Genomic DNA, 12,516 nt, shown 5'->3' on the forward strand with positions numbered 1-12,516 from the left:
ACCCGTCCAGCGCCAGCTGCTTCCAGACGCGACAAACCTGTACCAACGCCTCCCTGGCTGTTGTCCTAGCCATGGCGGCTCACCGCCCCACCCCTGCGCCGTGCGAGTGAATCCCACTCGCTGCATCGTGTGCGGGCGCTACGGTGGACAGCGCCCCTCTCCTTGTGTGAGGGCATGCCGAAGCCCCTTCCGCACGGCTACGCCGCGCTGGTCGATGGGTGGGGGAGGGGGTCCGGCAGCGCCAACCCGGCCAAGGGATGCGGGCGCTGCCGGACCGTTCTCGCGAACTCAGAAGACGGGACGCCCCCTGAGTTTGGCTGTCAGCGCGGCGAGGCCGCGGAGGTGGTCATGCAGGGCCATGACTTCGTCCTTGTCCAGACGGGCCAGATCTGCGAGCAGTACGGGCGGGCACAGAAGAGCTAGCAGGTCCACATCGGCATACGGGTCTGCGCTGGGTTCGCTCCTGGGCGGTGCGGAGGGCGCGTTTCGCGGGCTCGGCACGTGGGCGCCTTGCGCCGCGACTGCGCCTTCGGGGGGTGGCATGCGACGCGCATCGCGAGGCGATGGACCGGACAGCGGGTTGCTGTTCAACATCTCAAGGTCCTCCGGTAGGAGCGGGGCGGCCGAGTAGGGCCCCGGACGAGGAGGCAGCTGCGAAGCGTCGCTGGAACTAGCCCCTGACTCATCCGTCTGGTGGCAGGCGCCCTCGTGCCAGCTCATGTAGCCGTCCCCGTCGGGGATGACCATTCCGATGGCGACGAGCAGGTCGAGCAGGATCTCCGCCTGCCGCATGCGGTGTCTATCCGCATTTGCCTTTGTCAGAAGTCGAGCAACCAGCCCATCACGAGGTACTGGTCCGTAGCCAAGCCGTTCCTTTATGGCGCGGGCGAACCAGCGGCCCTTCCAGACGGAGCGAAGAGCCTCGAAACCGGCCTCCTCGCCCTTCTCCCAGGCGTCGGCGACCACGCGGCCCTTGCTGGTGGGCCGATACCGCGAAAAGTGGCCTCCGGCTGCCTCCAGTAGGCCGCTGCTGAACAGGAATGCCGGGACCAGCCCGCACTTCTTCTTGTCCAAACCTGTTGCTACAGCGAGCCGGGCCCCGTCGACGAACGAGTCGGTACTCGCGCATGCGGCCCGGAGCACGATGAGCTGCTCGTCGGAACGCATCTTTGGCGTGGGCAGCAGCCGCTCATCGTGTGCCAGCTGAGTCCGGCCGTGTGCCGTCACCGCTCACCTCCGTTGTGTGTGGTGGTCATGTCTTTGCGGCTCGGACCCGAACGACGGGGTCGGCCTGGGGACTGCACCATCCCATGCTGTTTAAGTAGCATGTGCGGTGTGAGTACGCATCCCGGTGGTCCATCCGCCAGACTGGCCAGGTGCCTGGAGGAACGAGACGTAACAAGAAGCCGTTCGAATACGCGCTCGACGCCCACTGGCCGTACGCGGTGATGGACGGCTACCGGCCTGCGCAGGTCGGCCAGGCAATCGCTCGGGCGCTGGCGGAAGCGATGGAGCGCAAGCGGGTGAGCGCCAATGTGCTCGCTGCCGAAGCCGGGATCAACCGACAGGTCATCGCCAACATCCTGGCGGGCAGGACCTGGCCCGACATGCTGACTGTGGCGAGCCTGGAGGCGGCGCTCGGCGAGATGCTCTGGCCGCAGCACATCGACTGGCCTGCGGACGGTACGGGTGTGCGACGCCAGCCGATTCCCTCTCAGGGCAGGCGAGACACGGAATAGGCCGCATCCGAGCGGACGTGGCTTCGGAAATTGCATGAGTGTTCGGCCTTCCGGGGTGGGGGAGTTAGCCGAACACCCTGCCCAGGGCATTATCTGCCGCTAGCGTCAGAGGTGGCGGCTAGCGCCGCGATGAGACCGCCGCCCTCCACACGGTGTGGCCTGGAAACTACGGCCGTGCACAGGGCGGCGGTCGCCTGTGTGCCCCGTGACTAGGCGGCCTCCCATGCGGCAGCGAGACGGTAAAAGGTCCGCTTGCCGTCTGGGCTGTAGATCTTTTCCACCACGGCTTGCTTGTGGAGACTCTCCAATAGGAAGCGTGTGCGCCGGTCCGCCCCTTTCGCTTCCCCTTCGAGCAGCCGCGCCACTTCCGTGTTCCTCCAGGCGCGGCACGGGTCCCCGCCGATAATCCGCATGACTGCAATGGAGCGGCTCCCATCGATGCGAATGGGGTCGGCCGCTGTAGCCGTCGGCTCACGGTCCAAGTCGGCCAAGGCGTCATTGTCCGGCGCAGGAACCAGTGGAGGGGGCACAATTCGTAGGCGGCTGGGCCCTTGCCCCTGGGAAGCTCGGAGCCCCGCTGCCTCATCGATCGCTGCGCGGAGCTTGAGCAGCACATGCTCGGCCTTTTCACGGGCGGCAACAGCCTGCCGGCGCTCCTCGGTTGCCCTGGCGATCTCGCTCTGCAGCGCCTTGACGGATTCTTCCAGCCGACGCAGCTGATCATCCTTGGCGGCGATCGAACCGTCGCACTCTCGGAGCATGGATTCCATGTCCAGTGCGACCCAGTCAGCGGACAGCATCGCTGTCGATCAGGCTCATGCGGAAACAGTAGGGGTGCTCTAAGGGATCCGTCTGCCCTTTGGGAGCTGTAGCGCATAGGTGATTGATCTTGACTGGAGTCGGCCAATCACGACCGAGTCTGTTCGGACGCTCGCTGGAACAGCCGACTCGATCTAGCTGTTTCAGTTCTGTCCGTTGGCCTGTCTCTCTGGAGCAGGGAGCTGTGACTCATAAGGCTTGCTCGCAGGCTTCCCGCGCGGCTGTCAGCGAGAATCCTCTCGGAGCGGCTCAGGCGAGGATAGTCGCCGCTCAGGGCCGTGATTTCCAACGGAGTTACGCGGCAGGGCTCAGCTGTGGCCAAGGGAAAGTAGTGCATAGATGTATTACCTGCCTTGCCCGCAGTGCGGGGTGACTGCCGGGTGCGTGTCTGTCAGCACGTTGCTGGAAGGTTCTGAGCGCTCTCTGAAGAGCGCTCAGCCAGGGGCCCCACCCAGTACCGCATGATCCAGGCGAGCGACGCATTCACTGAAACAGCGCGCAGTCATCTCAGCGGAGACAGCCCCCTCCTCGTGACACGACGGAGCCCGCCCTCTGTCGCCGACGCCCCGAACCGCCAGTAGGCAAACCACCCGACCGCAGCCACGACGAGCAATCCCACGGCCCAGGGCAGGAGTTCGTCACCGATCTCGGTGTGATTTTCCAACAGGGAGTTCTCCGGCACGCGATCCTGCAGTCACTCACCGGCATTTGTCGTCAGGGGCGCCGTGATCAGAAAGATCAGGGCGAGGGCCGGGAGGGCCACGCCGAATCGTCGCATGATCTGGGGCCACACGGCACAGACCACGAGGGCCAGCGCGCTGAGTGGTACTCGTACCACTCAGCGCGCTGAGTGGTACGAGTACCACTACGGCATGCACGAGCAGCACGTGTACCGGAACACCGTTAATCAGATGGAACCCCATTGGCCTACTCCCTAAGGTCCCTGTAGCCGGGCCCGCATTTCGACCCTGCCCATGTCGACGGTCTTGACGACGCGGCCTTCCTCGCCATGGACCTGGAACGGCTCGGAGCACCTGACGCCGCTGCGTACTTCCTCGCCCGGTACAGCGAGTACTCCGGTGACCACGCGCCCGCGTCCTTGCGCCATCACTACGTCGCCTACCGCGCCTTCGTCCGCGCCAAGGTCTCGCTGTTCCGGGAGCAGCAAGGCGTCGCCGCCGCGCGGTCCGATGCGGAACGCTTCGCGGACATCACGGTGCGCCACCTGCGGGCATCGGCGGTACGGCTCGTCCTGATCGGTGGCCCTCCCGCCAGCGGCAAGTCCACGCTGGCGGGAGGGCTCGCCGACCGGATCGGCCTCACTCTGCTGAGCAGTGACCGGATGCGCAAGGAACTGGCGGGCCTCCCGCCTGAGCGGTCCGCCCCCGCTGAGTACGAGAAGGGCATTTACACCCCCGAGTGGACACAGCGCACCTATGCGGAGCTGATCGAACGCGCCTCGGCACTGCTGTCCGCCGGGGAATCCGTGGTGGTCAACGCGACCTGGAATCTCAGAGCGTGGCGGAGTGCAGCCATGGAAGCGGCGCGGCGCCACGATGCGGACCTGGTCTGCGTACGCTGCCAGGTCCCCCCGCGATGTCGGCGCACAGCGACTCGCTGCCCGCCTGACGGGGCCGTCCGATGCCGGTCCCGCGGTGGGCGATGCCATGGGGGCGGCGTCGGACCCGTGGCCCGAGGCCGTCATGATCGACACCAGTGGGGCCTCGGCGGCGGCCGTCGCACGAGCGGTCGCGGCGGTGTGTCCTGACGCCGCCGAGCGTACGAGGGTCTTTCGGCGGCCATTCATGGCACCTGACTGAGCTCTCCACCAGGGGACCGCACACCACTCGGGACCTTTCGGCCCCCGAGGCGGCCCCGACGGCCCTCGCCGCGTCTGAACCAGCCTGGGCACCGTAGGAGCAGGAGAGAGGGCACTCCCCCTCAGGGGCTATCGGAGCAGGAGGCAGAGCCATGAACGGCAGCGCGACGGACAGCGGCACGACGGACGGAACGCTCGATGCGCGGACAGTCCCACCCGTGGTGGTCGGAACCGACGGTTCGGACCATTCCACACGGGCGGTGCTCTGGGCCGCCGACGAGGCTGCCTCGCGGAACCGGCCATTGATCATCGTTTATGCCATAGGCGGCCTCCAGGTTCCGTCCCTTGACGTCGACAGCATCGACGTCGTTCTCCGTACGGGCCGCGAAGCTCTGGACGCGGCGGCGGCACGTGTGGCAGGGGAGCACGCGGACATGCGTGTCTCCACGGTGCTGAGCCGTGATGAGGCCACTGAGAGCCTGCTGGAGGCCGCAGGCGACCACGGGACCATCGTGGTGGGCTCCCGTGGGCTGGGCGGATTCTCCGCCCTGCTCGTGGGCTCGGTCGGACTCCGTACCGCCGCGCGCGCGAAGGGCCCGGTGGTCGTGGTGCGTCGTGTCGCAGAGAACGCCGGCCGTGTGGTGACAGCCGCCGTCCGGGACGACAGCGACAGGAACGCTCTGATGCACGCGGCACGGACCGCGCAGCTGCACGGCGCGTCTCTCCGGGTGGTCAGCGTCTGGTTGTTCTACCAGAACGTGGGGTCCATGGCGACGGTGTTCGACGACCCCAGCAGCTTGGTGGCCGAAGCGGAGAGCAAGGCCACCGCGCGCATGGTCGACCCTGTCCGGGAGGCGTTCCCGGACCTCGCGATCACCGTGGAAACCGTCCGGGCGGCCTCTGTCGCCGGAGCCCTGCTGGAGGCGGCCACGGACGCGGAGCTGCTCGTGGTGGGTGCCCACAAGCCCGCGCACCGCATCGGCCATCCGCTGGGTCAGGTCACGCACGCAGTCCTGCACCACGCACCCTGCCCCGTCGCCGTGATCCCGCGCGGCTGACGTCACAAGGACGGATCGGCTATCACAGCGAAGTGATCGGAGTGACCGCCGGATCCGGCGGTCACTCCGATCACTTCGCTGTTACCGCTGGAGCCTGCGGTAACAGGTATCGGCGGTCACAGGAGCGGATCGGCCGGCCCGGTCAAGTCCACGATGTCGTCCGCGGCGACATCGTGGAGACGCACCGCTAGGTCCTCCAGAGCACGGCTCGCGGCCAGTTCGTCGCCGATCTCGGGGACCGGCCGGTCGATCGGATTCCGGCGGGCGACCCCTCGGCCCACCACGTGTGCGGTGTCGTCCCGCCAGGAGTCCTGGGTGGTCAGGACCGCGCGAGCCCGGGTCTCGTCGCCATCCTCGGTGAGGGAAATCTGCGCGGTCCACTGCTTGGCCTTCATGAGCGCTCCCCTTCGGCACAGCCCTTTTTTCACGTTGTTTCCTGATGCCCCGGATGCGCACTGCCGGACGGTTCCGGGACGACCGCAACGGGGCACGGGGCATGGTGCAGCATCGCGTGATTGACCCGCCCGAGCTGCAACCCGATGGCAGCATGCCGGCGTTTCGCACCCACCACCAGCAGCTCAGCGCCGGCCGCCTCCTCCAAGAGCATCTGGTGCGCGGTGCCTGCGACGAGTTTGCGCTCGACGGCCACCTCGGGGTAATCGCCGGCGACGACTCCCAGGACCCGGTCTGCGGTTTCTTCCGCCTGCTGCCGGTACATTCCTGCCTGGTCGCCTCCGACCAACGGGTAGGGCATGTTCTCGCTCGGTGGGAAACTCCAGGCGCGCACCGCGACGAGTTCACAGCCTCTGGACCGCGCCTGTTCGAAGGCGAACCGTGCGGCGGCCGTGCTGCCGGTGGTCGACCCGATACCGAGAACGACCCGTCCGCCTGTGGGCCTGTGCAGCGGTTCTCCCCGCGTCACGACCACCGGGCAGCGTGCACGTGCCGCGACGGCCAGACTCACGGATCCCAGCAGCATGGCTGCGATCGGACCGTGCCCACGAGGTCCGAGCACGAGAAGAGCTGCCTCGGTGCCCTCCTCCAGGAGCGCCGACACCGCCTCCTCCGCCCGCACTTCGGTGGAGACCTCGATGCCCGGCGCAAGGTGGGTAGCTCGCTTCTGTGCCGTGGCGACGAGGTTTTCGGCGAAGACCTGCTCGGAGGGGCGGTCCGCCGAGATTTCCGGCCGTATCCCTTCGTAGTGCTCCCACAGGGAGGCATGGACGATTCTCAGGGCCCGGTTGGACCGTTCGGCCTCTGCCGCCGCCCAGTCGACCGCCTGAAGACTTCCTTTTGATCCGTCCACTCCCACGACCACGGGAAGTTCCATCGCTCCCACCGCCTTCTCTCTCGAAGCTGTGATCATCGGCCGTCAGTCTTCGACCGTCAGTACGTCCGCGACGGGGCGGCGCGGTGTTTCCGGCCCAGGTGGGCCGTATCCCAGCCGCACCACCATCTGGACCTGCCCGGTGCCCGAGAGCGGGTCGCGCAGTACCCAGCGCAGTTCGGGCCATTCGAGGGCCTGGGTGGCGAAGGAGCTGCTCAGCCCGTGGAGCGTGGCGATGAGCAGGACGCGTTGCAGGGCTTGGCCCGCGTGCAGCCAGTCGGCCGGTTCATCGCGTGCGGTGCTCAGCAGTGCCAGTTGGGGGCGGTCCTCGAAGTTCGCCCGAGGACGTCCGCCGGCCGGTGTGGGGCCGGCGAAGTCCCGTGCGGGAGCTGAGCCGCCGCGCTTGAGCGGCCCGAAGGCGTACCTCGGTACACCGTCCACGGCTGCCTCATCATCGGTGTTCCGTGTCCACTGTTCCGTCTCGGCCTCCCTGGCCGCGTCCATGTGGTCGTACCCCTCGGCGTCATTGATGAGGTCGAGCACGGTCTGCAGGTGGGGCCCGGCCGGGAGGGCCAGGGTCGCGCCTTCCTGGTGCGCGGCCTCACCGAGCGCCTGTCGGACCTCTTCCGGGATACGCCGGTCGGTGAAGGGGGCCCGGCTCGTGCGACGCTCGTGGATCGCCGGGTACAGAAGAGCAAGTCCGTCCGTCCGGTCATCGGGCTCGTCGAGTCGTACGGTCGCCAGGAGCTCGGGGACGGCCGGGTCGGGAAACAGGCGGGTGACTGGCCGCAGGCCGACGTGGGACGCCGCTACCCGAAGGTTGAACAGGGCCGCACCACAGCCGATGTGCAGCCCGCGGGTCGTGGGGTCGGAGTGCGGCATGGCGCGCGTCAGATCGGCGAAGAGGCTGAAGATGGCGTTGCTTCGCGCGTACTGGAAGCGCCAGGGCTGTGCGTTGTGCATGGACGGCGCAGCCGTCGCGTCAAGGACGAGCTGGGCTGCGACCACCTCGTCCGGAGTGTGTGCGGACACCAGGTCCTCCAAGGCATGTCGGTTTCTTTCACCAGCGTTGCCGGAGGAAGCGGCTCATGGCAGGGGCCGGTAGGGCCCTGCCATGAGCCTCACGGCCCCCATTCGGCTTCCCGCCGCGGGCCTTCCCGGCCGTTCGGGAGGGACCGGGTGGCTCCTGCCGCCGGACGGCAGCGAGCCGCACCCTTGAGAGGTGGCCGCGGTCAGGCGATCGCGGTGGAAGGGAGCGAGGTCATGGATCACCGCAGGATCAGCGAACTGATGAGCCGCGATGTGGTCAGCGTGCGGATCGATACCCCGTTCAAGGAGATCGCCCGGACACTCGCGGAACATGACCTCAGCGCGGTACCGGTGCTTGACAGCTCAGGCCGTCCGGTCGGCATCGTCTCGGAGGCGGATCTGCTGCGCAAGGCGGCCGACCGCTCCGACCTGTCCGGCAGGACACCACTGCCACACCTTGAGGCGTGGGAGCGTGCCAGGGCGGAGGGGCACAACGCGGAAGAGATCATGTCCGCTCCGGCGGTGTGCGCGCATCCGGAGTGGACGGTCGTGGAGGCTGCCCGGCTGATGGCTGTGCACAACGTCAAGCGCCTGCCCGTGGTCGATGAAACCGACACCCTGCTGGGCATCGTCAGCCGCGCTGACCTGCTCCGGGTCTTTCTGCGGCAGGACCGCGCCATCCAGGAGGAGATCGTGCACGACGTACTCGCGACGACCCTGGGTTTCGCGCCGTCCGACGTCACCGTCGAGGTCGACGAGGGACAGGTCATTCTGCGCGGCACGGTCGAGGACAGCAGTCTGGTCCCCGTACTGATGCGGCTGTGCACCAGCGTGGACGGAGTCGTCTCGGTCTCCGAGCGGCTGAAATACCGGACGGATCCCGAACGTGCGGGGAAGGGAGAGATGTCATGAAGCCGGTCGTCACTGTGGGGCTGGACGGCACCCCCGAGTCGCTGTCCGCCGCGCTCTGGGCAGCTCAGGAGGCATCGGCACGCGGTGCGACACTGCGGCTGCTGCACGCCTGGGTACTGCTCTCGACGGAAACGGCCGAGCGGCAGCCGGAGGGAGACCCCAACTACTGGGCCAAGCGGATCGTGTCCGACGCATGCGACGCAATCGAGGAGCGATTCCCCGACCTGCCGGTCTATGAGGACCTGATCGCTGCGGCTCCTGTGGACGCCCTGCTGGAAGCGGCCGCGGAGTCGCAGACGCTGGTCCTCGGTTCGCGCGCACTGAGTTCCCTGTCCGGGTATTTCCTCGGCGACATAGGCATGCACGTCCTCGCGCGCGCCGGGGTTCCGACGGTCCTCGTTCGGGCCAGGGAGGACGCCGCCCCGATCACCGAGGACGGTGACGTGGTGCTGGGACTGAGCTTGCGCCATCCATGCGACAAACTCATCGAGTACGCCTTCGAAGCGGCGGTCCGGCGAGGCTCGACCCTGAGGGCAGTGCACGGCAGGAGTCTGCCGCCGTCGGCCTACAACCGGGGTGGACTCGACCCGTACCTCACCCACGAGCTGACCCGTGAGGCACAACGGGACCTCACCAGGACGTTGAGCCCGTGGCGCGACCGGTTCCCTGACGTGATGGTCGTGGAGCGTGTGCAGATGGAGAGCCCAGCGCGCGCTGTCGTTGGCGACATCGCCGGTACGGGCCTCCTCGTTGTCGGCCGTCGGGAGAAGCGTCCAGTGCTCTCCCCCCGTATTGGGCACGTGCTGTCGGCAGCCGCGCACCACGCTCCGTGTCCCGTGGCCGTGGTCCCTCACGACTGACCCGCCCGGAGGCGCGGCACCACGACGCGGACGCACCACGGTGAAGACAACTCCACGCCCGACGCCGCCGTTGTTGTCAGGAGGTATACGCCATGAAGGCACAGGTTTTTCACGGACCCGGACAGGTCTCATGGGACGAGGTTCCGGATCCGGGTATCAAGGACGCTGCGGACGCGATCGTCCGCGTCGACGCCGTCACGATCTGCGGCACCGATCTGCACATCCTCAAGGGAGATGTCCCGGAGGTGGCGCCGGGTACGGTCCTCGGCCACGAGGCCGTCGGTGAGATCGTGGAGGTGGGCGGGGACGTGCGGTCCGTACGTCCCGGCGACCGGGTACTGGTCTCCTGCATCTGCGCATGCGGACGCTGCCGCTACTGCAGGGAGTCCCGCTACGGCCAGTGCCTGGGGGGCGGGGGCTGGGTGCTGGGGCATCTGATCGACGGGACCCAGGCCGACTACGTACGGGTTCCCTTCGCGGACCTCTCCGTCCACCCGCTGCCCGCCGCTCTCGCCGATGAGGACGCAGTACTGCTCGCCGATATCTTCCCCACCGCCTATGAGGTGGGTGTGCTGAACGGGCGAGTCCGACCGGGCGACACCGTGGTCGTGGTGGGCGCAGGCCCCATCGGACTGGCCGTGATCGCCACGGCAGGGCTGTTCGGGCCGGGCCGGATCATCGCCGTCGACCAGGACCCGTCCCGGCTTGAGGCGGCACGCGGGCTCGGGGCCGACGCGGTGGTGCGCGCGTCGGAGGATCCCGCGCGGCTGGTCGCGGATCTGACCGAGGGGCACGGGGCGGATGTGGCCGTGGAGGCCGTGGGCGTGCCGGAGACCTTCGAACTGTGCACCCGCGTGGTACGTCCGGGCGGTCACCTCGCCAATATCGGGGTGCACGGCAAACCCGCGCTGCTGCACCTGGAAGACCTGTGGATCAAGGATGTGACCATCACGACGGGGCTGGTGGACACCGTATCGACCCCGATGCTGCTGCGGATGGCGACGGCGGACCGGCTGCCCACGGGCCCGCTGGTCACGCACCGCTTCGGACTTGACCGGATGGCAGAGGCATACGGCGTGTTCTCGGGGGCCGCCGACAACGGGGCGCTCAAGGTCGTGCTGGAGAGGGCCATCACCTGAACAGGGTCGTTCGCCTCGGCCACGAGATGCCGTGACGCCGTTCGCCGCTACGGTGGAGAGAGGCAGCCCGGCTCGGCACGGCTCGGCGGAGGACACGGTGACCGAGGACGGCGGACAAGCGGACGGCGCGCCGAGCGACCCGGAGGCGCTGTCGCCGGAGTTGCAGGAGCGGTTGGCCGCCGTCGAGCGAGGTACCAGGGAATCGATGCGGAGCCTGCTCGAGGCTGTGCTCTCGGTCGGCCGTGGGCTGGAGCTTCCCCAGGTGTTGCGGCACATCGTGGAAGCGGCGGCGGTTCTGGTGGACGCCGAATACGGTGCGCTGGGCGTCGTCGGAAAGGACACGAATCTCTCGCGATTCCTGACCACCGGAGTGAGCCAGGAGCGAGCCGCGTCGATCGGATCGTTCCCGTCCGGCAGGGGAATCCTCGGTGAGCTGATCCGGCACCCTCATTCCCTGCGGCTGTCGGAACTTTCCGAGCATCCGGCGTCATACGGATTTCCGCCGGGCCACCCGCCGATGCACTCGTTCCTCGGAGTGCCGATCAAGATCGGTGACGAGGTATTCGGCAACCTGTACCTCACCGAGAAGCGGGGCGGCGCGGAGTTCGACGACAAGGACGAGGCCGTGTTGCTGACGCTTGCCATGGCGGCGGGAACGGCCATCGAGAACGCGCGAATGTACGAGATGTCCCGCGACCGGCAGCGCTGGCTGAAGGCTAACGCGGAGATCATTGCCGGGCTGCTGTCGGGCGCGGACGAGGACGAGGTCCTGAGCCTGGTCGTCGACCGGGCGCGCAGTATCCTCTCGGCCGATCTGGGCGCGCTGGCACTGCCGGCCGAGAGCGGCGAGAGCCTGCGGGTGGCACTGGCCTCCGGTGTGGACGCCGGATTGCACAACGGGCTGGTCCTGCCCCGTGAGGGTTCCTTCGTCGGCGCCGCACTCCAGGCCGGTGAACCGATCATCAGCCTGGATGTGGCGCAGGACCCGCGCATCTCCGCTGGTCCACCCAGGTGGGAAGGGCTGGAATCCGCCGTCGCGGTGCCCCTGATCGCCGGCGAGACGGTACGAGGTGTCCTCCTGCTGGCACGAAGCCGTGGACGGGAACCCTTCGCCGACGCCGGAACGGTCCCGCTCCTGGCCTTCGCCGGGCAGGCTGCGCTCGCCATGGAGCTGGCCGAGCGGCGGCGTTCTGCCGAACAGCTCGCTCTGCTGGAGGACCGGGACCGTATCGCTCGCGATCTGCACGACCTCGCCATCCAGCGGCTTTTCGCGACCGGGATGACCCTGCAGAGCGCTGTACGGTTCGTCGATCACCCCGAGGCACGCGAGCGACTGATGCGGGCCGTGGACGACCTGGACGAGACCATCAGGATCATCCGTTCGACGATCTTCGGACTACGGGCCCCGGCGACGGAACGCACCCGCCGCGGGTTGCGGGCGCGAATCATGACCGTGGTCGAACAGGGCGCACATGCTCTGGGGTTCACTCCCGCCGTAAGGATGGAGGGCCTCATCGACACCGACGTCCCAGCGGAGCCCGGGGAACAGGTCGTCGTTGTCCTGGGTGAGGCACTGAGCAATGTCGCGCGGCACGCGCACGCCGACGCCGCCGAGATCTCTCTCGTGGTCCGTGGTGGCCTGCTGACCTTGACTGTCTCGGACAACGGCACCGGTATCGCACCGAAGAGCCATCGCAGTGGGCTCGACAACCTCGCCCGCCGAGCAGAGGATCTCGGCGGTGAGCTGACCCTGGAGACACCCGAGCACGGCGGTACCCGGCTGGTGTGGACCGTGCCGCTCATCCACGGCTGAG

General features: G+C 68.0%; 11 protein-coding genes and 1 pseudogene. 7 read left to right on the forward strand and 5 right to left on the reverse strand.

The window, feature by feature from the left end; translation table 11 throughout:
- Positions 1–288 precede the first annotated feature (288 nt).
- Positions 289–1,227 (reverse strand): hypothetical protein, encoded by a 939-nt coding sequence (locus tag OG210_RS18350; protein ID WP_328327628.1) that lies wholly within the window; start codon positions 1,225–1,227, stop codon positions 289–291.
- A 149-nt stretch (positions 1,228–1,376) separates the two neighbouring features.
- Between OG210_RS18350 and OG210_RS18355 the strand changes: the two genes are divergently transcribed.
- Positions 1,377–1,739, forward strand: a complete 363-nt coding sequence (locus tag OG210_RS18355) for a helix-turn-helix transcriptional regulator (protein ID WP_328327626.1) — start codon at positions 1,377–1,379, stop codon at positions 1,737–1,739.
- A gap of 209 nt (positions 1,740–1,948) precedes the next feature.
- Here OG210_RS18355 and OG210_RS18360 read toward each other — a convergent pair whose 3' ends face one another.
- Positions 1,949–2,539 (reverse strand): hypothetical protein, encoded by a 591-nt coding sequence (locus OG210_RS18360; RefSeq protein ID WP_328327624.1) that lies wholly within the window; start codon positions 2,537–2,539, stop codon positions 1,949–1,951.
- A 992-nt stretch (positions 2,540–3,531) separates the two neighbouring features.
- Between OG210_RS18360 and OG210_RS18365 the strand changes: the two are divergent.
- Positions 3,532–4,378 (forward strand): annotated as a pseudogene (locus OG210_RS18365) (AAA family ATPase); the annotation flags it as partial.
- 151 nt (positions 4,379–4,529) lie between these two features.
- Positions 4,530–5,435 (forward strand): universal stress protein, encoded by a 906-nt coding sequence (locus OG210_RS18370; protein ID WP_328327622.1) that lies wholly within the window; start codon positions 4,530–4,532, stop codon positions 5,433–5,435.
- A gap of 116 nt (positions 5,436–5,551) precedes the next feature.
- On the opposite strand, the gene OG210_RS18375 is transcribed toward OG210_RS18370, so the two are convergent.
- The 3 genes from OG210_RS18375 to OG210_RS18385 are packed head-to-tail and all read right to left on the reverse strand — an operon-like array spanning position 5,552 to position 7,794.
- Complete coding sequence (locus tag OG210_RS18375; RefSeq protein WP_328327620.1) at positions 5,552–5,830, reverse strand: DUF1876 domain-containing protein; 279 nt, start codon at positions 5,828–5,830, stop codon at positions 5,552–5,554.
- Positions 5,831–5,859: 29 nt separating this feature from the next.
- Entirely contained in the window at positions 5,860–6,765 is a 906-nt protein-coding gene (locus OG210_RS18380) for a universal stress protein (protein ID WP_328327618.1), read from the reverse strand.
- A 42-nt stretch (positions 6,766–6,807) separates the two neighbouring features.
- Positions 6,808–7,794 carry a nitroreductase family protein gene (locus OG210_RS18385; protein ID WP_371537717.1) on the reverse strand — a complete coding sequence of 329 codons (987 nt, stop codon included), beginning with the start codon at positions 7,792–7,794 and terminating at the stop codon, positions 6,808–6,810.
- Positions 7,795–8,025: 231 nt separating this feature from the next.
- Between OG210_RS18385 and OG210_RS18390 the strand changes: the two genes are divergently transcribed.
- The 4 genes from OG210_RS18390 to OG210_RS18405 all read left to right on the forward strand — a co-directional run bounded on the left by OG210_RS18390 (position 8,026) and on the right by OG210_RS18405 (position 12,515).
- A complete protein-coding gene (locus tag OG210_RS18390; protein ID WP_328327616.1) occupies positions 8,026–8,703 on the forward strand; it encodes a CBS domain-containing protein in 678 nt (225 codons plus the stop codon).
- On the forward strand, positions 8,700–9,563 hold the full coding sequence (locus tag OG210_RS18395; RefSeq protein WP_328327614.1) for a universal stress protein: 864 nt from the start codon (positions 8,700–8,702) through the stop codon (positions 9,561–9,563). The genes OG210_RS18390 and OG210_RS18395 overlap by 4 nt, the downstream gene beginning before the upstream one ends.
- 92 nt (positions 9,564–9,655) lie before the next feature.
- Positions 9,656–10,702, forward strand: coding sequence for a zinc-dependent alcohol dehydrogenase family protein (locus tag OG210_RS18400; RefSeq protein ID WP_328327612.1), 1,047 nt, complete (start codon positions 9,656–9,658; stop codon positions 10,700–10,702).
- 97 nt (positions 10,703–10,799) lie between these two features.
- Complete coding sequence (locus tag OG210_RS18405; protein ID WP_328327610.1) at positions 10,800–12,515, forward strand: GAF domain-containing protein; 1,716 nt, start codon at positions 10,800–10,802, stop codon at positions 12,513–12,515.
- Position 12,516 lies beyond the last annotated feature (1 nt).

This window comes from Streptomyces sp. NBC_00466, from assembly GCF_041433995.1.
GTDB lineage: Bacteria > Actinomycetota > Actinomycetes > Streptomycetales > Streptomycetaceae > Streptomyces.